At 71.5% G+C, this 19,353-nt stretch carries 20 protein-coding genes; 5 read left to right on the top strand and 15 right to left on the bottom strand.

What is annotated here, in order from left to right; all coding sequences use genetic code 11:
- Window positions 1-67 precede the first annotated feature (67 nt).
- From ACIQU4_RS37400 to rpsD, 12 genes are all read right to left on the bottom strand, one after another.
- Window positions 68-847, bottom strand: coding sequence for an AAA family ATPase (locus ACIQU4_RS37400; RefSeq protein ID WP_403740747.1), 780 nt, complete (start codon window positions 845-847; stop codon window positions 68-70).
- A gap of 80 nt (window positions 848-927) precedes the next feature.
- On the bottom strand, window positions 928-1,368 hold the full coding sequence (gene aroQ / locus ACIQU4_RS37405; RefSeq protein ID WP_053694012.1) for a type II 3-dehydroquinate dehydratase: 441 nt from the start codon (window positions 1,366-1,368) through the stop codon (window positions 928-930).
- Window positions 1,365-2,510: a 3-dehydroquinate synthase gene (gene aroB / locus ACIQU4_RS37410; RefSeq protein WP_403740750.1), complete on the bottom strand. Its 1,146-nt coding sequence runs from the start codon at window positions 2,508-2,510 to the stop codon at window positions 1,365-1,367. Before aroB ends, aroQ begins: the two co-directional genes overlap by 4 nt.
- The gene (locus tag ACIQU4_RS37415) at window positions 2,507-3,025 is read right to left on the bottom strand and encodes a shikimate kinase (RefSeq protein ID WP_030157436.1); all 519 of its coding nucleotides are present in this window, start codon (window positions 3,023-3,025) and stop codon (window positions 2,507-2,509) included. Before ACIQU4_RS37415 ends, aroB begins: the two co-directional genes overlap by 4 nt.
- Window positions 3,022-4,206, bottom strand: a complete 1,185-nt coding sequence (aroC, locus tag ACIQU4_RS37420) for a chorismate synthase (protein ID WP_403740754.1) — start codon at window positions 4,204-4,206, stop codon at window positions 3,022-3,024. Before aroC ends, ACIQU4_RS37415 begins: the two co-directional genes overlap by 4 nt.
- Window positions 4,207-4,445: 239 nt before the next feature.
- On the bottom strand, window positions 4,446-5,267 hold the full coding sequence (locus tag ACIQU4_RS37425; RefSeq protein WP_403740757.1) for a shikimate dehydrogenase: 822 nt from the start codon (window positions 5,265-5,267) through the stop codon (window positions 4,446-4,448).
- Window positions 5,264-7,018, bottom strand: coding sequence for an endolytic transglycosylase MltG (mltG, locus tag ACIQU4_RS37430; protein WP_403740759.1), 1,755 nt, complete (start codon window positions 7,016-7,018; stop codon window positions 5,264-5,266). Before mltG ends, ACIQU4_RS37425 begins: the two co-directional genes overlap by 4 nt.
- Before the next feature lie 128 nt (window positions 7,019-7,146).
- A complete protein-coding gene (ruvX, locus tag ACIQU4_RS37435) occupies window positions 7,147-7,617 on the bottom strand; it encodes a Holliday junction resolvase RuvX (protein ID WP_403740763.1) in 471 nt (156 codons plus the stop codon).
- A gap of 2 nt (window positions 7,618-7,619) precedes the next feature.
- Window positions 7,620-10,289: an alanine--tRNA ligase gene (gene alaS, locus ACIQU4_RS37440; protein WP_403740766.1), complete on the bottom strand. Its 2,670-nt coding sequence runs from the start codon at window positions 10,287-10,289 to the stop codon at window positions 7,620-7,622.
- Entirely contained in the window at window positions 10,289-10,627 is a 339-nt protein-coding gene (locus ACIQU4_RS37445) for a DUF6167 family protein (protein WP_403740769.1), read from the bottom strand. The genes alaS and ACIQU4_RS37445 overlap by 1 nt, the downstream gene beginning before the upstream one ends.
- An 8-nt stretch (window positions 10,628-10,635) precedes the next feature.
- Window positions 10,636-11,067, bottom strand: a complete 432-nt coding sequence (locus ACIQU4_RS37450; protein ID WP_078622116.1) for a DUF948 domain-containing protein — start codon at window positions 11,065-11,067, stop codon at window positions 10,636-10,638.
- Between the two features lie 179 nt (window positions 11,068-11,246).
- On the bottom strand, window positions 11,247-11,858 hold the full coding sequence (gene rpsD / locus ACIQU4_RS37455; RefSeq protein WP_008740451.1) for a 30S ribosomal protein S4: 612 nt from the start codon (window positions 11,856-11,858) through the stop codon (window positions 11,247-11,249).
- A gap of 235 nt (window positions 11,859-12,093) precedes the next feature.
- Here rpsD and ACIQU4_RS37460 point away from each other — a divergent pair, with 235 nt between their 5' ends.
- Window positions 12,094-12,804 carry a DUF2470 domain-containing protein gene (locus tag ACIQU4_RS37460; RefSeq protein WP_403740774.1) on the top strand — a complete coding sequence of 237 codons (711 nt, stop codon included), beginning with the start codon at window positions 12,094-12,096 and terminating at the stop codon, window positions 12,802-12,804.
- Window positions 12,805-12,825: 21 nt separating this feature from the next.
- Here the strand turns inward: ACIQU4_RS37460 and ACIQU4_RS37465 are convergent, their stop codons facing one another.
- From ACIQU4_RS37465 to ACIQU4_RS37475, 3 genes are all read right to left on the bottom strand, one after another.
- Complete coding sequence (locus ACIQU4_RS37465) at window positions 12,826-13,545, bottom strand: HNH endonuclease family protein (protein ID WP_403740776.1); 720 nt, start codon at window positions 13,543-13,545, stop codon at window positions 12,826-12,828.
- 69 nt (window positions 13,546-13,614) lie between these two features.
- Complete coding sequence (locus tag ACIQU4_RS37470; RefSeq protein ID WP_403740778.1) at window positions 13,615-14,985, bottom strand: replication-associated recombination protein A; 1,371 nt, start codon at window positions 14,983-14,985, stop codon at window positions 13,615-13,617.
- 41 nt (window positions 14,986-15,026) lie between these two features.
- Window positions 15,027-15,641, bottom strand: coding sequence for a vitamin K epoxide reductase family protein (locus tag ACIQU4_RS37475; protein ID WP_385590386.1), 615 nt, complete (start codon window positions 15,639-15,641; stop codon window positions 15,027-15,029).
- A gap of 137 nt (window positions 15,642-15,778) precedes the next feature.
- Between ACIQU4_RS37475 and ACIQU4_RS37480 the strand changes: the two genes are divergently transcribed.
- Genes ACIQU4_RS37480 through ACIQU4_RS37495 form a run of 4 tightly spaced genes read left to right on the top strand, consistent with a single transcriptional unit; the run spans window position 15,779 to window position 19,353 of the window.
- Window positions 15,779-16,660, top strand: coding sequence for an ABC transporter ATP-binding protein (locus ACIQU4_RS37480; protein ID WP_403740781.1), 882 nt, complete (start codon window positions 15,779-15,781; stop codon window positions 16,658-16,660).
- Window positions 16,657-17,514 (top strand): ABC transporter permease, encoded by an 858-nt coding sequence (locus ACIQU4_RS37485; protein WP_403740783.1) that lies wholly within the window; start codon window positions 16,657-16,659, stop codon window positions 17,512-17,514. Before ACIQU4_RS37480 ends, ACIQU4_RS37485 begins: the two co-directional genes overlap by 4 nt.
- Window positions 17,472-18,710, top strand: coding sequence for a sensor histidine kinase (locus ACIQU4_RS37490; protein ID WP_403740785.1), 1,239 nt, complete (start codon window positions 17,472-17,474; stop codon window positions 18,708-18,710). Before ACIQU4_RS37485 ends, ACIQU4_RS37490 begins: the two co-directional genes overlap by 43 nt.
- A gap of 13 nt (window positions 18,711-18,723) precedes the next feature.
- The gene (locus ACIQU4_RS37495) at window positions 18,724-19,353 is read left to right on the top strand and encodes a response regulator (RefSeq protein WP_403740788.1); all 630 of its coding nucleotides are present in this window, start codon (window positions 18,724-18,726) and stop codon (window positions 19,351-19,353) included.

The raw sequence follows: 19,353 nt of genomic DNA on the forward strand, positions 1-19,353 counted from the left end.
GGTGGGGTCGGCGTGGAATTCACGCTAGCCGCGGCGCGCGGCCCCACGCTTCTCCAAAGCTGACCGCTTAGAAACCAGGGGTGGCCAGGGCCCGGGCCAGGGCCTCGTCGAGGGCCCGCGAGGTGGCCTCCACGTCCAGGTCCGAGTTGTCGATGATCGGCAGGCCGGAGCCGTACCAGCCCGCCATGCGGCCGTGGATGCGGGCGACCTCCTCGTCCGAGAGGCGCCGGTTGCCCGAGCGGGCGGCATTGCGCTCCAGGACGATCTCCAGGCCGGGCAGGAGGACGACCGGCAGCAGGGCGGGACCCACGTGCCGCTTCCAGCCGCCCAGGCCCACCACGGGCCGGTCCGGGAACACGGCGTCGTCGAGGATGCAGGAGATCCCGTTGGCCAGGAAGTTGCGGGCGGCGAAGCCGCAGGTGCGGCGGGCCAGCCGGTACTGGGCCTCGGAGTGGTCGTTCCAGCCCGCCTGCGGGTCCGCGAAGCCCGAGCACACCCACTCCCGGACGTCGTCCAGGCTCACGTGCGCGGTCGGCACCGGCCGGGTGCTCGCCCAGTGCCGGGCCACGGTGGTCTTGCCCGCGCCCGCCGGGCCGATCAGCAGCACGGCCAGCGTGGCCCCTCCGGTCCCGGCCACCGCGGGCGGGAGCGGAATGTGCCCCGTGGCCTCAGCACCGGGCGGCGGTGAATACGGCGGCGCGTGCGGAGCCTGCGCCTGCGGGGGCGCGGACGGCGGCCCCGGCACCGGCCACCCCTGGGCAGGGGGTATCGGCGGCTGCGGGGGCACGGCCGCATGATGTCCCGGCTGCCCCCAGCCCGCCCCGCCGCCCCCCACTCCTTGCTGCATCCGCTGCCACTCCGTCTCGTTCCACCGACTGATGCGAGAACGTTATATGACCAATGGGGCGGAGCCGCCCACCAGCACCGTCAGAGCGCGACTTCGTCCGCCAGTGCGCGCAGCGCCAGCCGGTACGAGCCGATGCCGAAGCCCGCCACCGTGCCGGTCGCCACCGAGGCGATGACCGACGTGTGCCGGAACTCCTCGCGGGCGTACGGGTTGGAGATGTGCACCTCGATCAGCGGCGCGGTGCGCTGCGCCGCCGCGTCCCGCATCGCGTACGAGTAGTGCGTGAAGGCACCCGGGTTGATCACGACCGGGATCTTGCCGTCCGCCGCCTCGTGCAGCCAGCGCACTATGGCGCCCTCGTCGTTGGTCTCGCGGACCTCGACGTCGAAGCCGAGCTCCTCGCCCAGCGCGCGGCAGCTCTCGACGAGCCCGGCGTACGAGGTGGCCCCGTACACATCGGGCTCGCGCGACCCGAGCCGGCCCAGGTTCGGCCCGTTCAGCACGAGCACCTTGCGGCTCACGCCGACACCTCGCCGTACGCCGCGATCAGGTGCGCCGGGTCGGGGCCCTCCAGGACGGTGGGCTTGGCCAGGCCGTCGAGGACGATGAAGCGCAGCAGGTTGCCGCGGGACTTCTTGTCGACCTGCATGGTCTGGAGCAGCTTGGGCCACTGGTCGCCGCGGTAGGTCAGCGGCAGCCCGACCGCGGCCAGGATCTCCCGGTGCCGGTCGGCCGTGGCGTCGTCGAGCCGGCCCGCGAGCCGGCCGAGCTCGGCCGCGAAGACCATGCCGACCGACACGGCCGCGCCGTGCCGCCACTTGTAGCGCTCGTTCTTCTCGATGGCGTGCGCGAGCGTGTGCCCGTAGTTGAGGATCTCCCGCAGCCCCGATTCCTTCAGATCGCTGGAGACGACGTCCGCCTTGACCCGGATCGAGCGCACGATGAGCTCCGCGGTGTGCGGGCCGTCGGGCGTGCGGGCCGCGGCCGGGTCCGCCTCGATCAGGTCGAGGATCACCGGGTCGGAGATGAACCCGGCCTTGATGACCTCGGCGAGGCCGCTCACGTAGTCGTTGACCGGCAGCGAGTCCAGCGCCGCCAGGTCGCACAGCACGCCGGCGGGCGGGTGGAAGGCTCCCACCAGGTTCTTGCCCTCGGCGGTGTTGATGCCGGTCTTGCCGCCGACGGCCGCGTCCACCATCGCCAGGACGGTGGTCGGTACGGCGATCCAGCGCACCCCGCGCAGCCAGGAGGCCGCGACGAAGCCCGCGAGGTCCGTGGTGGCCCCGCCGCCGACGCCGACGATCACGTCGGTGCGGGTGAACCCGGACTGGCCGAGCGCCTTCCAGCAGTAGGCCGCGACCTCGATGGTCTTGGCCTCCTCGGCGTTCGGCACCTGGATGGCGACCGCCTCGTAGCCCTGCTCGGCCAGGTCGTCGCGCAGTGCCTCACCGGTCGAGGCCAGCGCCTCGGGGTGGATCACGGCGACCCTCTGAACATCGGTGTGGCGCGTAGCGCCTCGTTTGAGGGTGGTGGTGGGCGACGGGTGGGCCTTCGTACCGATCAGGCCGCCCAGCTCGCCGAGCAGCTGCCGGCCCACCAGCACGTCGTACGCGTCGTGTCCGGCGCTGGCGCCGACCTGGATGCGCGTCACCTGGTCTGTCATACGTCCTTCAACTCCAGAGCGTCGAGGACCGCCTGGGCGACCTCTTCGGGGGTGCGGTCGTCGGTGGCCACCACGACGCGCGCGACTTCGGTGTACAGGGGGCGGCGGGCCTCCATCAGCTCGCGCCACTGGCGGCGCGGGTTGACGGCGAGCAGCGGGCGGGCGGCGCCCAGCCCGACGCGCCGGACGGCTTCCTCGACGTCCATCGATAGATAGGCGACGGGCAGGCCGGCCAGCAGCTCCCGGGTGCCCGCGTCGAGGACGGCGCCGCCGCCGAGGGCGAGGACTCCCGTGTGCTCGGCGACCGCGGCGGCGACCGCCCGGCGCTCCAGCTCACGGAAGTACGGCTCGCCCTCGTCGACGAAGAGGTCCGAGATCTCGCGGCCCTGGGCCGCGACGATGTCGGCGTCGGTGTCCCGGTAGGGGACGCCGAGCCGCTCGGCGAGCAGCGCCCCCACGGTGGACTTGCCGGACCCCATGGGCCCGACGAGGACGACCAGTGGTCCGCCCGTCACCGGATCTGCAGGTTGTCGAGGTACGACTGGACGTTGCGCCGCGTCTCGGGCACCGAGTCGCCGCCGAACTTCTCCACGACCGCGTCCGCGAGGACGAGGGCGACCATCGCCTCGGCGACGATGCCCGCCGCGGGGACGGCGCAGACGTCGGAGCGCTGGTGGTGGGCGGCGGCGGCCTCGCCGGTGGCCACGTCGATCGTGGCGAGCGCCTTCGGGACCGTCGCGATCGGCTTCATGGCCGCCCGTACGCGCAGCAGCTCACCCGTGGTCAGACCGCCCTCGGTGCCGCCGGAGCGGCCGGAGGTGCGCTTGATGCCCTCGGGGGTGGCCACGATCTCGTCGTGCGCCTGCGAGCCGGGTACGCGGGCCAGGCCGAAGCCGTCGCCGACCTCGACGCCCTTGATCGCCTGGATGCCCATCAGCGCGGCCGCGAGGCGCGCGTCCAGGCGGCGGTCCCAGTGCACGTGCGAGCCGAGGCCGACCGGGACCCCGTACGCGAGGACCTCGACGACGCCGCCGAGGGTGTCGCCGTCCTTGTGGGCCTGGTCGATCTCCGCGACCATCGCCTTCGACGCGTCCGCGTCCAGGCAGCGCACCGGGTCCGCGTCCAGCTTCTCGACGTCGGCCGGGGTCGGGTACACGCCGTACGGGGCCTTGGCCGTGGCCAGCTCCACCACGTGCGAGACGATCTCGATGCCCGCGACCTCCTTGATGAAGGAGCGGGCGACGGCGCCGAGGGCGACGCGGGCGGCGGTCTCACGGGCGCTCGCGCGCTCCAGGATCGGCCGGGCCTCGTCGAAGCCGTACTTCTGCATGCCCGCCAGGTCGGCGTGGCCCGGGCGCGGGCGGGTCAGCGGCGCGTTGCGGCCGGTGTCCTTGAGCAGCGACGGGTCGACCGGGTCGGCCGACATGACGGTCTCCCACTTGGGCCACTCGGTGTTGCCGATCATGACGGCGATCGGGGAGCCCTGGGACAGGCCGTGGCGGACGCCGCCGAGGAAGGTGATCTCGTCCTGCTCGAACTTCATCCGGGCACCGCGGCCATAGCCGAGCCGGCGCCGGGCCAGGTGGTCGGCCACCAGCTCGGTGGTGACCGGAACGCCGGCGGGAAGGCCCTCCAGCGTCGCGACCAGTGCCGGTCCGTGCGACTCTCCTGCGGTCAGCCAACGCAACCTGCTCAACGATGCTCCTCATGCTCGCGCCTGGTACTGCGGCGGCGCGGCCGGGTGCTCGGCCCGGACCCGCCATACCCGATCCTCCCATGTCCGGGCCGGTGCACCGCCCTCCGGTCCAGCTGGCGGACGGCCGTGCACCCGGGCTCACCCTGGCGAGTGCGGCCGTACGCGGGCAAGATCGGCCCGCGCAGTGCATCAGGTGCGGCGGCAGCGGGTGCGACGGCGGGTGCGGCAGCGGCGGCCGGTCAGTGGCGGGCTCGCAGCGCGGCCTCGCCCGCGGCCCGCATGGCGGCCAGCGGCGCGGTGTGCCGGCCGGTCATCTGCTCGACCTGGAGCACCGCCTGGTGGACGAGGAGGTCCAGGCCGCCGAGGAGCCGGCCGCCGCGCTGCGACCAGGACGCCGCGAGCGCGGTCGGCCAGGGGTCGTACAGGACGTCGAAGAGGGTCCCCGCACCGGCCGGTACGTGGGCGGCCAGCCAGTCCGTGGCCCGTGCCGGGGTCGTCGCGATGACCAGCGGCGCGCCCAGCCCGTCGGCGGCGTCCGCCCAGTCGGCCGTACGGACGGCCACGTCCAGGCGCTCGCCCCACTCCTGCATCTCGTCGGCGCGGGCCCGGGAGCGCACGTACACCGTGACCTCGCCGGAGCAGATCCGGGCGAGCGCGGCCAGGGCCGAGGAGGCGGTGGCCCCGGCGCCGAGGATGGTGGCGCGCTCCACCTTGTCGACGCCGTTCTCGTGGAGCGCGGAAACGATCCCCGGGATGTCGGTGTTGTCGCCGAGGCGCCGGCCGTCCCGGGTCAGGACGACCGTGTTGACCGCCTCGACCGAGGCGGCGGTGTCGCTGATGCCGTCGAGCAGCGGGATGACCGCGCGCTTGAGCGGCATCGTCAGCGACAGCCCGGCCCACTCGGGGCCCAGGCCGGCGACGAACTGCGGGAGCGCGTCCTCGTCCATCTCGAAGCGGTCGTACGACCAGTCGTCGAGGCCGAGCTCCTGGTACGCGGCGCGGTGCAGCACCGGTGAAAGGGAGTGCTCGATCGGTGAACCGAGCACGGCTGCGCGTATCACTGCCCTTCCTTCTTCCTCTCCTCTTCGTACTTCTGGCGGTTCCTGTTGTGCTCGGCGTTCGTCGCGGCGAACAGCGTCTCGTTCTCGTTCACCGACACGAAGTAATACCAGGGACCGGTGGCCGGGTTGATCGCCGACTTGAGCGCGTCGGGGCCCGGGCTGCCGATCGGTCCGGGCGGCAGGCCCTTGATCTTGTACGTGTTGTACGGGTCGTCGATCTGGCGGAGGTCGTTGACGGACCCCACGTCCAGGGTGCTCTGGCCCCTCACGTAGTTGACCGTGGAGTCGAAGTCGAGCAGGCCGTAGGTCTCCGTGTTGCCCGGCTTGAGCCGGTTGTAGACGACCCGGGAGATCTTGTCGAAGTCGTGCTGGTACTTGCCCTCGGCCTGGACGAGGCTCGCCACGGTGACGAGCTGCAGCGGGCTGGAGAGGCCCAGCTTGGAGGCCTGGCCCTTGACGTCCGCGCTCGCGTAGGCCTCGTTGGACTTGGCGATCATCTGCTTGAGCATGGACTGGGGGGTCGCGTCCTTGCTCAGGTCGTAGCGGGCCGGGTAGAGGAAGCCCTCCAGCGGGTCCTTGAGGTCCTTGCTGTTGGCCCAGTCGGGCAGACCGAGGTCCTTCGCCTCCTTGGTGGCGATGTCCTTGGTCGTGCCCTCCTTGAGCTTGAGGCGCTCGTCGATGGCCTTGTAGACCTGGCTGGTCTTCCAGCCGGGGATGACGTCCAGCGCGTTGACGCCGGCGCCGCCCACCATCAGGTCGACGGCCGCCTTGCCCGACATGTGCTCCTTCATCGTGTAGGAGCCTGCCTGGATGGCGCCGCCCTTGGGGTTGGCCTTGGCGGCGGCGACGAACGCGTCGGCGCTCTTGACGACGCCTTGCGCCTTCAGGATGCGGCCCATCTCCCCCATGCCGGTGCCCTTGGGGATGTCGATGGTGACGGAGCCCTCGCCCTCGCCGGCGTAGTCCTCGCCGGTGCTGAACTTGGACTTGAGGTAGTCCAGGCCGTAGTAACCGCCACCGCCGAGGACGCCCACGATCACGACGGCGGCGATCAGGCACGCCGCGCCGTTGCGGCCCTTGGGCTTCTTGTCCTTCGAGCGGCCGCGGCGTCCGCCGCCGCCCGGGGTGTCGGAGTCGCCGTCCTCGCCGGGCGCCTCCGTGGAACCCTCGTCGGCCGTCTCATCGGCGTACTCGGATTCCGGCTCCTGGTCCTGCTCCTGCTCGGTGACCAGGTGGCGCCGGCCCGGGGGCTGCGGCGGCGGGTAGGCCTCGGGCGTGCCGTAGAGGTCGGGGGCCTCACCCGGGTAGCCGCCGACGGGCTGCTGGGCGTACGGGTCGGCGCCGAGGTACGGGTCGGCCTGCGGGACGGAGGCGTACTGGGCCTGCGCCTGGACCTGGACCTGGCCGGTGTCCCAGCCCTGGCCCTGGCCCTGGCCGTCGTACATCGGCTGCTGCGGCTGCTGGTACAGCTGCTCGTGGGCCTGGTGGGGCTGCTGCGGGGCATAGCCCTGCTGCTGATCCGGATACTGGCCCTGCTCCACGTACTGCTGCTGGTACTGCGGATCCTGCTGGTACTGCGGGAACTGGGGATCCTGCTGGTACTGCGGCTCCTGCGGGTACTGCTGCTGGGGGCCACCGGAGTAGGGCACCTGAGCCTGCTGGGCCTCGTGCCCGGTCCACCCCTGGTCCCCGTACAGGGGGTCCTCCGGGTGCCACGGTTCGGGGCCACGGCCCCGGCCATACTCAGTCATCGGTCCCCTAGAGCCGCGAGACGGAGGCAACGGCCCTGTCCGCCGCGGCACCCGGTTCCGCCTCTGAAGTGGTGGGCGACGACTTGTTCGAATGCCGCCGCATCGCGCGGAACGTTACCGTACCGCGATCAGACAACCACTTCGACGCACTCACCGGGAGGATTACCTGATACCCGTTCGGTCTCAAGAGCGTTCTGAAGGATCACCACCGCGGCCGCCTGGTCGATCACCGAGCGGCCCTTCTTGGCGTTCCGTCCCGAGGCCCGCAGCCCCTGGGCGGCGGTGATCGTGGTCATCCGCTCGTCCACCAGACGGACCGTCACCGGCTTGATGCCCTTGGCCAGTTCCATGGCGAAGGCGCGCACCTTGGCCGCGGCCGGCCCCTCCCGCCCGCTGAGCGAGCGGGGCAGGCCGACCACGACTTCGAGGGGCTCGTACTCCTCGACGAGCTGCCGCAGCCGCCGGTGGGCGAAGGGGATGTCCCGCCCCGGAACGGTTTCCACCGGTGTGGCGAGGACCCCATCGGGGTCGCACGAGGCGACCCCGATCCGGGCGTCCCCGACGTCGATGGCGAGACGGCGGCCACGGCGCAGTGTCATGGTCAGGCCGTCTCGACGACGAGACGCTCGACCGCGGCGATGGCCTCGGGGATGGCGGCCGGGTTCTGCCCGCCCCCCTGGGCCACGTCCGGCTTGCCGCCACCGCCGCCGCCGAGGGTCTTGGCGGCGGTGCGGACCAGGTCGCCGGCCTTGAGGCCGCGCTCGCGGGCCGCCTCGTTGGTGGCGATGACCGTCAGCGGGCGGCCGCCCGCCGTGGTGAACAGGGCCACGACGGCCGGGCGGTCGCCCTGGATGCGGCCTCGGACGTCGAGGACCAGCTTGCGCAGGTCGTCGGCGCCGGTGCCGTCCGGGACGGTGCCGACGACGAGGGCGACGCCGTGGATGTCCTGGGCGTTCGCGGCGAGACCGGCGGCGGCCTGGAGGACCTTCTCCGCGCGGAACTTCTCGATCTCCTTCTCGGCGTCCTTCAGCTTGCCGAGCATGGAGGCGATCTTCTCCGGCAGCTCCTCCGGACGGCCCTTGACCAGCTCCTGGAGCTGGGCGACGACCGTGTGCTCCTTGGCGAGGAAGTTGTACGCGTCCACGCCGACGAGGGCCTCGACACGGCGCACGCCGGAGCCGATGGAGGACTCGCCGAGCAGCTTCACCAGACCCAGCTGGGCGGTGTTGGCGACGTGGGTTCCGCCGCACAGCTCCTTGGAGAAGTCGCCGATGGTCACGACGCGCACGCGCTCGCCGTACTTCTCGCCGAACTCGGCGATGGCGCCCTGCTTCTTCGCCTCGTCGATGCTCATGATCTCGGCGGTGACGTCGAGCTCGCGGGAGAGCACGTCGTTGATCTTCTGCTCGACGTCGGTGAGGACCGTGCCGGGGACGGCGTTCGGCGAGCCGAAGTCGAAGCGGAAGCGGCCGGGCGAGTTCTCGGAACCGGCCTGGGCGGCCGTCGGGCCCAGCGCGTCGCGCAGCGCCTGGTGGGTCAGGTGCGTGGCCGAGTGGGCGCGGGCGATGGCCCGGCGGCGGTTGATGTCGATGGCGGCGTACGCGGAGGCGCCCACCGTCACCTCGCCGACCTGCACGGAGCCCTTGTGCACGGAGACGCCCGGAACCGGCTGCTGGACGTCGCGGACGACGATGACGGCGCCCGAGTCGAGCTTGATCCGGCCCTGGTCGGCGAGCTGGCCGCCGCCCTCGGCGTAGAAGGGGGTGCGGTCGAGAACGACCTCGACCTCGTCGCCCTCGGAGGCGGCGGGCGCGGAGACGCCGTTGACCAGGAGGCCGACGATGGTGGACTCGCCCTGGGTGGTGGCGTAGCCGGTGAACTCGGTGGCGCCGGAGCCGTCGGCGATCTCCCGGTAGGCGGACATGTCCGCGTGGCCGGTCTTCTTGGCCTTGGCGTCGGCCTTGGCCCGGTCGCGCTGCTCCTGCATCAGGCGGCGGAAGCCGGGCTCGTCCACGGAGAGGCCCTGCTCGGCGGCCATCTCCAGGGTGAGGTCGATCGGGAAGCCCCAGGTGTCGTGGAGCAGGAACGCCTTGTCGCCGGAGAGGACCGTGCCGCCGGCGGCCTTGGTATCGGTCACGGCGGTGTCGAGGATGTTCGTGCCGCCCTTGACGGCCTTGAGGAAGGCGGCCTCTTCGGCGAGCGCGACGGTCTCGATGCGCTTGCGGTCGGTGACCAGCTCCGGGTACTGCTGGCCCATCGTGTTGATCACGACGTCGACCAGGTCCTGGACGACCGGGCCGGTGGCGCCCATGAGGCGCATGTTGCGGATGGCGCGGCGCATGATGCGGCGCAGCACGTAGCCGCGGCCCTCGTTGCCGGGGGTGACGCCGTCGCCGATGAGCATGACGGAGGTGCGGATGTGGTCGGCGACCACGCGCATCGAGACGTCGGTGTTCCGGGCGGCGCCGTACTGCACGCCGGTCAGCTCGGTGGCCTTGTCCATGACCACGCGCAGGGTGTCGGTCTCGTACATGTTCTGCACGCCCTGCAGGATCATCGCGAGGCGTTCGAGGCCGAGACCGGTGTCGATGTTCTTCGACGGCAGGTCGCCGAGGATCGGGAAGTCTTCCTTCCCGTCGCCGGCGCCGCGCTCGTACTGCATGAAGACCAGGTTCCAGATCTCCACGTAGCGCTCGTCGTTGACGGCCGGGCCGCCCTCGACGCCGAACTCGGGGCCGCGGTCGTAGTTGATCTCCGAGCACGGGCCGCAGGGACCAGGGACGCCCATGGACCAGAAGTTGTCCTTCTTGCCCAGGCGCTGGATGCGCTCGGCGGGGACGCCGATCTTCTCGCGCCAGATCTGCTCGGCCTCGTCGTCGTCGAGGTAGACGGTGATCCAGAGCTTCTCCGGCTCCAGGCCGTAGCCGCCGTCCGCCACGGAGCCGGTGAGCAGCTCCCAGGCGTACTTGATGGCGCCTTCCTTGAAGTAGTCGCCGAAGGAGAAGTTGCCGCACATCTGGAAGAACGTGCCGTGGCGGGTGGTCTTGCCGACCTCTTCGATGTCCGGCGTACGGACGCACTTCTGCACGCTGGTGGCCCGCGGGGCCGGCGGCTTGGTCTCACCGAGGAAGTACGGCTTGAACGGGACCATGCCCGCGTTGACCAGCAGCAGAGTCGGGTCGTCCGCGATGAGCGACGCCGAAGGGACGACGGCATGACCGCGCTCCTCGAAGAAGCTCAGCCAGCGGCGGCGGATTTCAGCCGACTCCATCAGTGGTCCTCATTCCGGTTGTACGAAAGGTTCGAGTGGGTGGTCTTGTCGTTCTGGATGGCCCGCAGCCGCGGCCCGGGGAGGGCGGTGACGTTGTCCGGCCGGTCGGGATCCTGGTGCAGTCCCAGTGCGTCGTTCAGCTCGTCCTCGCGCTGGGACATTCCCGCCTTGACGTCGAGGGCGAAGTCCTTGAGGCGGTGACCCGCCTCCACGGCCTTGTCGGCGGCCTGGGCGGCGAGGCTCTCCGGTGTCAGCTTCTTGAGCTGGCGGTTGACCTTGGTGGTGGCCCATACGCCGGCGGCTGCGCCGGCGGTGAACCAGAAGGCTCGGCGGAACATCGGAGGTTTCAGCCCTTCTGCTTCCGGCGCCGGGCCGCCGGCACCGTACGGCCAACGATCACGGTACGTCGGGACGCCCGCTGCGGCGCGGCTTCCGTGGATTTGCCCAGTGCCTTGCGGACGCCGTAGCCGAAGGCCGCGACCTTGACCAGCGGCCCGCCGAAGGTGGAGGCCACGGTGGAGGACAGCGCGGAGGCGTTCGAGGTGACTTCCTGGACGTCGCTCGCGATCGCGTCGACCCGGTCGAGCTGGGTGCGCGCGGAGCGGACGGTGGTGGAGGCGTCCGCGAGCAGCGGGACGGCCTGCTCGGTCACGTCGGCCACCAGCTTGGTGGTCGCCTTGAGCACCTGGGCCAGCCTCACCAGCACCACGGCGAGGAAGGAGACCAGAATGGCCCAGAAGACGGCCACGAGGATCCCGGCCACCTCTCCACCGGACACGTTGCACCGCTCTCTGCAGGTCTCTGCATGTGATCACTGGACAAGTCTTTCTCCGAGCCTATCGCGCCGGAGATCCACCGCCGTACCGGAATTCGGGGTCCGCCGAAAACAGGAAGCCCGCCGGCTCCCCCAGAGGGGAACCGGCGGGCTGACCAGCCTGTGAGGCTACGGCCGCTGGATCAGCGGGCGTAGTACTCGACGACGAGCTGCTCGTCGCAGATGACCGGGATTTCCTTGCGGTTCGGGTCGCGGTCCAGGCGGAAGGCCAGGGCCTTCAGGTTGACCTGCAGGTAACGGGGGGTCTCGCCCTCGCCTGCGTAGCCACCCTCACGGGCAACCTGGAACGGAACCTTCTCGCGGCTGCGCTCGCGCACCGTGATGACGTCGTCCGGGCGGACACGGAACGACGGCTTGTCGACCTTGTCACCGTTGACCTCGATGTGGCCGTGAACGACCATCTGGCGGGCCTGGTAGATGGTGCGGGCGATGCCCGAACGCAGGACCAGGGCGTCGAGGCGACGCTCGAGCTCGACGACAAGCGCCTCGCCCGTCTTGCCTTCGGCCTTCTTGGCGCGGTCGTACGCGCGGGCCATCTGACGCTCAGAGATGTCGTACTGAGCGCGCAGACGCTGCTTCTCCAGCAGACGAACCTTGTAGTCCGAGTTCTGCTTGCGGCCACGGCCGTGCTCGCCCGGCGGGTAGGGGCGGGCCTCGAAGTACTTGACGGCCTTCGGGGTCAGCGCAATGCCGAGGGCACGCGACTTCTTGACCTTGGGTCGCTTCTGGTTCACGTGGAACCTACCTCCATGTAAGTTAGGTGAGGCTTACCTTATCGAGGAGGACGTAATGTCTCGACCACATGGGATCCCCCTGCCCAGTGCGCAACGCAGTTCGGATTCAGACGAAACAGAATCCGCTTGCGCCGACGATAAGCAAGGTCAGCCGCGTCCCAGGGAAGGCGTTCGGCAGCTCACCGGAGCCGAACGCGTACGAACCCTCGTAGAGTCCAACGCCTCAGTATCCCTCATGCTGCCGGGTGCTTTCGACCAGGTGCGATCGCTTGACCAGGCAGAGTTCGGGGCAGGGATGCCGGCCGCGCGGACCGTCACCCCGGACGGGGACGTGATTCTCCTGGTGTCAGGGGAATCCGCGGCTGCCAGAGCGGCCGCTTACGCCCAGGACGACGACCTCACCGCCGTGATCGAGATCACGGATGTGGCGCCGGTGTCCGTTCCACATCGTATCCGAGGCCGCGCGCGGCTCGCCGGGTGGCTGACCCAGGTGCGCGGGGACGACCGCGCGGCCTGCGCCGCACTGCTGGCGGAGCGCCGGCCGGTGGGCGAGCTCCTCGGGCTGCACGGCCGGCCGTCCTTCGTGATGCTGCGCCTGGAGGTCGGTGAGATCTCGGTGGACGACCTGTGGGGCGCCGAGCACGTGGACCCCGAGGAGCTGGCCGCGGCGGAGCCCGACCCGATGGTGAACCACGAGACGGAGCTCCTCCAGCACCTGGCCGCCGCGCACCGCGACCGGATCGCGGACCTGTGCGCGCTGCTGGGCCCGCGGGAGAGCGCCGGCACGACCGCGGTGCCGCTCGCCCTGGACCGGCTGGGCCTGCGGGTCCGCTTCACGGGCGACGGCTCCCCCTTCGACGCCCGCTTCGACTTCCCGGCGCCGGTACGCGACGTCTGCGAGCTGCGCCGGGCGATGCACACCCTGTTCGCGGCGGCGGGCGGCTGACCGGCGTCCAGGGGACACCCCCTAGCCGGCGGCGGCCGGGCAGGTCGCGAGCATGTCCTGCAGGGCGGTCTTCTCCGGCGGGGTCACGGACAGCCCGTACCTGGCCTTGATCCCGACGTAGCGGCGGGCGTACTCGCAGCGGTACGCCGCGCGGGGCGGCTGCCATTTGTCGGCGGTCCTGCTGCCCTTGTCCTGGTTGGTCTGCTTGTCCACGGCGAGCAGGACGTCCAGGTCGTTCGCGTACGCGAGCCTGCGCTGCGGCGTCCAGGCGTACGCACCGCCCCGCCAGGCGGCGCCGAGCGCGACCACGTGGTCGGTCTGGATCTGCGAGGCCTTGCGGTAGGAGTACGGGAGGGTCTTGCCGGTGTACGGATCGTGCAGCACTCCGGAGACCACGACGCAGGGGTTGCGGTCGCCCTCGCGCAGCTCGCTCAGGTCGCGGCGCAGGACGTCGTCCCGGGTGTCGCAGCCGTTGCGGCCGCCGACGGCGTCGGTGTCGTCGGACCAGTACCTGCCGAACTTCTCCCGCTCGTACGTCTCCCAGTTCTTGCCCCACTCGACGGTGAGCCGGGCCAGCTGATCCTTGGCCGTGGCCGCGCCCGGCGGGAACCCGGGGTCGACGAGCGGCACCCGCCCCACCAGCCCGGCGGCGCTGGCCCGCGCCGTCTCACCGGCGCTGTGGTGGCACCCGCCGAGCAGCAGCACCGCAGCCAGCGCCGGCAGCGAAGCGCGAAGTCTCATGCCCCGGAGCGTAGGGTCCGGCCGCATCCGCCGCATGCCGTGACCGCCGCGCGGAGCCCTCCCCCGCCCTCAAGCTCCGGCCGGGCCGCAATTGCCGCCGCGGAGGCGTTCGCGGACCTTTTCGACCACGTCCGCGTAGCGGGCCTCGGCCCCGTAGCGGGTCGGTTCGTAGTACCGCTTCCCGTGCACCGTGTCGGGGGCGTACTGCTGCGCCGCGATCGCGCCCGGGACGTCGTGCGGGTACACGTACCCCACCGCGTGGCCCAGCTTGGCCGCGCCCTTGTAGTGGCCGTCCCGCAGATGCGTCGGCACCGGGCCCGCCAGGCCCGCCCGGACGTCCGCCAGGGCCGCTCCGATCGCGGTCGTCGCGGTGTTCGACTTCGGGGCCAGGGCCAGGGCGATCGTCGCGTGCGAGAGGGTCAGCGCCGCCTCCGGGAAGCCGATCATCGCCACCGCCTGCGCCGCCGCCACCGCGAGGGGCAGTGCCGTGGGGTCCGCCAGCCCGATGTCCTCGCTCGCCGAGATCATCAGGCGGCGCGCGATGAACCGCGGGTCCTCCCCGGCCTCGATCATCCGCGCCAGGTAGTGCAGCGCGGCGTCCACGTCCGAGCCGCGGATCGACTTGATCAGCGCGCTCGCCACGTCGTAGTGCTGGTCGCCGTCCCGGTCGTACTTCACCGCCGCCCGGTCGACCGCCTCCTCCACCGTCTGGAGGCTGATCTCGGACTCCCCCTTGGCGATCGCCGACCCGGCACCCGCCTCCAGCGCCGTCAGCGCCCGCCGGGCGTCGCCGCCCGCGATCCGCAGCAGGTGCGCCTCCGCGTCCGCCGGCAGGGTCACCGCCCCGCCCAGCCCGCGCTCCTCCGTCAGCGCGCGCCGCATCAGCGCGCTGAGGTCCTCGTCCGTGAGCGGCTCCAGCGTGAGCAGCAGCGACCGCGACAGCAGCGGGGAGATGATCGAGAAGTACGGGTTCTCCGTGGTCGCGGCGATCAGCGTCACCCAGCGGTTCTCGACGGCGGGGAGCAGCGAGTCCTGCTGGGCCTTGCTGAAGCGGTGGATCTCGTCGAGGAAGAGGACCGTGTCCTTGCCGTACCCGCCGGCCGCCCGCTTGGCGCCCTCGATGACGGCGCGCACTTCCTTCACGCCCGCCGTGATGGCCGACAGCTCCACGAACCGCTTCTGCGTCGCCTGGCTCACCACGTACGCGAGGGTGGTCTTGCCGATGCCCGGCGGGCCCCACAGGATCACCGACGAGGCTCCGGCCGGACCGCCCGCCCCGTCCCCGACCAGGCGTCGCAGCGGTGATCCGGGCTTCAGCAGGTGCTGCTGGCCGACGACCTCGTCCAGGGTGCGCGGGCGCATCCGGACGGCGAGCGGGGAGCTCGCCGGATCCTTCTCCCGGCGGTCTTCGGCAGCGGCGGTGAACAGGTCTGGTTCCACACAGGAAGCCTAAGCGAGCCCGCCGACAGCGGGCCGCGCCCTCAGGAGGTCCAGAAGTCCCACCAGCGCGTCAGGATCAGCATGCCGATGATCCCGACGTGCAGCACCGGCAGCACCCAGGTGAACTCGTCGAGGAAGGCCCGCAGCCAGCCCGGGGCGGGCAGCAGCCGCTCGCGCACGTTGAACGCCGTGACGTACCAGAACATGAAGATCGTGGCGACCCAGGCCAGGCAGCACCACAGGCACAGCGAGTTGATGTTGTACAGCGACTGGTACATCAGCCAGGTGCAGAATCCGACGCCGAACAGCATGCCCGCGTTGAGGGTCAGCCAGTACCAGGGCCGGAACCGGGCCCCGGCCAGCACGCTCATGCCGACGCAGACGACGATGCCGTACGCGACCAGCCCCAGCATCGGGTTCGGGAAGCCGAAGGCGGACGCCTGCTCGCTCTTCATGATGTTGCCGCAGGAGACGATCGGGTTCAGGCTGCAGCCCGGCGTGAAGTTCGGGTCCTCCAGCAGCTTGAACTTGTCGATCGTGATCACCCAGGCCGCGAGCAGTCCCAGGGCGCCCGTGATCACCAGGAGCACGGCCAGGGCCCTGCTCGCGCCGACCGTCCGCGGGGCGGTGTCTGCGTCCGTACCTCGTGTCGTCATACCGCCCGCTCCACATCTGCAAGGTCAACAAGCACCGGCCATTGTGCCGTACGGAGCTGTGTGTCCACCGTTCGGTGGACATAAGGACGTACGCACGGGGGGACCGGCGGAACGCGTTCCGCCAGACCATTTGAGGCATGACACAGAACGCGGTGGAAGTACGGGGGCTTCGCAAACAGTACGGCGAGGTCACCGCGGTGGACGGACTCGATCTGACGATCCGCCAGGGCGAGGTCTTCGGCCTCCTCGGGCCCAACGGCGCCGGCAAGAGCACCACGGTGGAGATCCTTCAGGGCCACCGGGAACGGGACGGGGGCGAGGTCAGCGTGCTCGGCGCGGACCCGGCCGGCGCCGGTCGGGCCTGGCGCTCGCGCGTCGGGATCGTCTGGCAGGACGAGTCGGCGCCCGCCGAGCTGACGGTACGGGAGACGGTCGAGCACTTCGCCCGCTACTACCCGGCCCCGCGCGACCCGGCCGAGGTCATCGCCCTGGTCGGCCTGGAGCAGAAGCGCGACCAGCGCGTGAAGGGGCTCTCGGGCGGCCAGCGGCGGCGGCTCGACGTGGCGCTCGGCGTCATCGGCGATCCCGAGCTGCTGCTCCTCGACGAGCCGACGACCGGCTTCGACCCGGCGGCCCGCCGCCAGTTCTGGGACCTGATCCGGCTGCTCGCCGCAGAGGGCACCACCATCGTGCTCACCACGCACTACCTGGAGGAGGCAGAGGCCCTCGCCGACCGCCTGGCCGTCATCGCGAGCGGCAAGGTCGTCGCCGAGGGCGAACCGGCCGAGCTGCGCTCCCGCTTCGGCACCGGCGCCACCGTCGAGTGGACCGGGGCCGACGGCACCCCGCAGAGCGTCGCCACCGAGACCCCCACCCGTACGGTCGCCGAGCTCATGGCCCGCTTCGAGGGCGAGATCCCGGGGCTGAAGATCGGCCGGCCCACCCTGGAGGACGTGTACCTGCGCCTCACGGGCCAGCTCGTACCCACGACCGCGCAGCAGCCGGAGGACGCACGATGACCACCACCGCCACGACCGCGACGACCGGCGGCCGGGCCGCCGCGGCCGCGAAGGCGCTGCCCGGCGCCTGGACCCTGGGCCTGAGCCGCGGGGCCCTGGAGATCAAGCAGTTCGTCCGCCAGCGCGACGCGATGATCTTCACCTTCGCCTTCCCCATCGTCTTCCTCGCCCTCTTCGCCTCGATCTTCCGCGACAGCGTGGAGAACACCGGTGTCACCGCCTCCCAGCTGTACGCGGCCGGCATGGTCGCCGCGGGCATCATGTCCACCAGCTTCCAGTCGCTCGGCATCTCGATCGCCGTCGAACGGGACGAGAAGGTGCTGCGCCGGCTGCGCGGGACCCCGATGCCCCCGGCCGCGTACTTCCTCGGCAAGGTCTGGATGGTGCTCGCCACCGGACTCGCCGAGACCGCGATCCTGTTGCTCGTCGGCTCCACCCTGTTCGACCTCGACCTGCCGGCCTCGGCCGCCAAGTGGCTCACCTTCGGCTGGATCTTCACCCTCGGCCTCACCGGCTGCGCGCTGCTCGGCATCGCCATCAGCAGCCTGCCCAAGTCCGGCAAGAGCGCGAGCTCGGTGGTCGTCCTTCCGTTCCTGATCCTCCAGTTCATCTCCGGCGTCTTCATCCCGGTCAACACGATCCCGGACTGGCTGCTGAACATCGGCGCGCTGTTCCCGCTGAAGTGGATGTGCCAGGGTCTGCGCGGGGTGTTCCTGCCGGAGTCCGCGGCCGTCCTGGAGCAGGCGGGCAGCTGGGAGTACGGAAAGGTCGCCCTGGTCCTGGGGGCCTGGGTCGTCGGAGGATTGGTCCTGTGTCTGCTGACCTTCAAGTGGAAGAACCGCCGCGACGGCTGAACGGCTTCACCGGGACGGCCGGGGCGCGTGAATCCCACGTCTGGGACCGCGCGTTCGGGCCGTGGGACCTCTACTTCGGCCTCGTGTGGGTCGCGACCGTGGCCTTCGTCCTGGGCGCGGACTTCCCCTCGCTGTCGTACCGGGTCCCCGCCGCCGCCCTGCTCACGCTGCTGATCCCCTGGTACGCGTGGGCCGGCCGGCCCCTGCTCCTGAAGGATCCCTGGACCGAACCGGGCCGGGCCGTGCGCTACCTGGGCGTGATGCTGGCCCTGTTCCTGCCCGCCGCCTTCCTGGTGGGCGAGACCCGGCTGATCACCTTCGCGCTCGCCCCGCACTGCTTCATGCTGCTGCCGCTGCGCCGGGCGATCGGCATGATGGCGGTGGTGGCGCTGATGCCGGTGGCCGGGTGGGCGCTCCTGTGGCAGCCGGCCGGACACATCGTCTTCATCAACGCGGTCAGCTCGTTCGTCACCTTCGCCTTCTCCTCCTTCTTCGGCGCCTGGATCATCCGGATCATCGAGCAGAGCCAGGAGCGGGCCTCACTGATCGCCGAACTCGACGCCAGCCGGGAGGAGGTGGCCCGGCTCTCCGCCGCACAGGGCGCCCATGCGGAAAGGGAACGCATGTCCCGCGAGATCCACGACACCCTCGCCCAGGGCTTCACGAGCCTGCTGATGCTGGTCCAGGCCGTGCAGTCGGAGCTGGACACCGACCCGGAGCAGGCCCACCGGCATCTGGAGCTGATGGCCGCCACCGCCCGGCAGAACCTGTCCGAGGCCCGGGCCCTGGTGGCGGGCGGCGTCCCCGCCGACCTGGACGCCGGCTCCCTGCCGGACGCCGTACGCCGCCTCGCGGCCCGGCAGGACCCGCCGGCGGCGGTCTCGGTGACCGGGGAAGTGCGGCCGCTGGCCGCGGCGCTGGAGGTGGTGGCCCTGCGGTCCTGCCAGGAGTCGCTGTCGAACGCGGCGAAGCACGCGGGGGCCGCAGCCCGCTGCTCGGTGTCCCTGGCCTACGGTGACGGCGAACTGACCGTCACGGTCCGGGACACCGGTCGCGGCTTCGAGCCGGCGGCCCCGGCGTCGGGCTACGGCCTGCGGGGGCTGCGCGCCCGCGCGGCGGAGGTCGGCGGCACGGCGGCGGTCGAAAGCGCCGCAGCGGCAGGAACCACCGTCACCGTGACACTCCCGATCTGCTGAGGAGCCGCAGACCATGATCCGTATCCTGCTGGCCGACGACCACCCGGTGGTACGGGAGGGCCTGCGCGGCATGCTGAGCGCGGAGCCGGACCTGGAGGTCGTCGCGGAGGCCGCGAACGGCCCGCAGGCGGAGGCGCTGGCCGCGGAGCTGGTCCCCGGCGGCCTGGACCTGGTCCTGATGGACCTGAGGATGCCGGGCGGCGACGGCGTCGAGTCGATCGCCCGGATCACCGCGGCCGGGCTGCCGGTCAGGGTCGTGGTCCTGACGACGTACGAGAACGACCGGGACATCCTGCGGGCGGTGGAGGCGGGGGCGGCCGGCTACCTGCTGAAGGACATGGCGCGGGCGGAACTGGCCGACGCGATCCGCGCGGCCGTGCGGGGCGAGACGGTCCTGGCCCCGTCGGTGGCGGGCCGCCTGGTCGACCGCCTCCGCACCCGCCCCGAGCGCCCCCGCCTCTCCGACCGCGAGGTCGCGGTCCTGCGGCTGGTCGCGGAGGGCGCGACGAACGCGGAGATCGGCCGCCGCCTGTTCGTCGCGGAATCCACCGTCAAGACGCACTTGCTGCGCATCTTCGGCAAGCTGGAGGTCACGGACCGCACGGCCGCGGTGACCACGGCCATGCGGCACGACCTCCTCTGA

It is taken from the genome of Streptomyces sp. NPDC090741 (assembly GCF_044769045.1).
GTDB lineage: Bacteria > Actinomycetota > Actinomycetes > Streptomycetales > Streptomycetaceae > Streptomyces.

Excerpts from the sequence above, each read along its gene's own strand:
- ACIQU4_RS37400 (WP_403740747.1), bottom strand. The coding sequence starts at position 847 with ATGCAGCAAGGAGTGGGGGGCGGCGGGGCGGGCTGGGGGCAGCCGGGA.
- aroB (WP_403740750.1), bottom strand. The coding sequence starts at position 2,510 with ATGACAGACCAGGTGACGCGCATCCAGGTCGGCGCCAGCGCCGGACAC.
- mltG (WP_403740759.1), bottom strand. The coding sequence starts at position 7,018 with ATGACTGAGTATGGCCGGGGCCGTGGCCCCGAACCGTGGCACCCGGAG.
- ruvX (WP_403740763.1), bottom strand. The coding sequence starts at position 7,617 with ATGACACTGCGCCGTGGCCGCCGTCTCGCCATCGACGTCGGGGACGCC.
- alaS (WP_403740766.1), bottom strand. The coding sequence starts at position 10,289 with ATGGAGTCGGCTGAAATCCGCCGCCGCTGGCTGAGCTTCTTCGAGGAG.
- ACIQU4_RS37445 (WP_403740769.1), bottom strand. The coding sequence starts at position 10,627 with ATGTTCCGCCGAGCCTTCTGGTTCACCGCCGGCGCAGCCGCCGGCGTA.
- ACIQU4_RS37460 (WP_403740774.1), top strand. The coding sequence starts at position 12,094 with ATGCTGCCGGGTGCTTTCGACCAGGTGCGATCGCTTGACCAGGCAGAG.
- ACIQU4_RS37465 (WP_403740776.1), bottom strand. The coding sequence starts at position 13,545 with ATGAGACTTCGCGCTTCGCTGCCGGCGCTGGCTGCGGTGCTGCTGCTC.
- ACIQU4_RS37475 (WP_385590386.1), bottom strand. The coding sequence starts at position 15,641 with ATGACGACACGAGGTACGGACGCAGACACCGCCCCGCGGACGGTCGGC.
- ACIQU4_RS37480 (WP_403740781.1), top strand. The coding sequence starts at position 15,779 with ATGACACAGAACGCGGTGGAAGTACGGGGGCTTCGCAAACAGTACGGC.
- ACIQU4_RS37485 (WP_403740783.1), top strand. The coding sequence starts at position 16,657 with ATGACCACCACCGCCACGACCGCGACGACCGGCGGCCGGGCCGCCGCG.
- ACIQU4_RS37495 (WP_403740788.1), top strand. The coding sequence starts at position 18,724 with ATGATCCGTATCCTGCTGGCCGACGACCACCCGGTGGTACGGGAGGGC.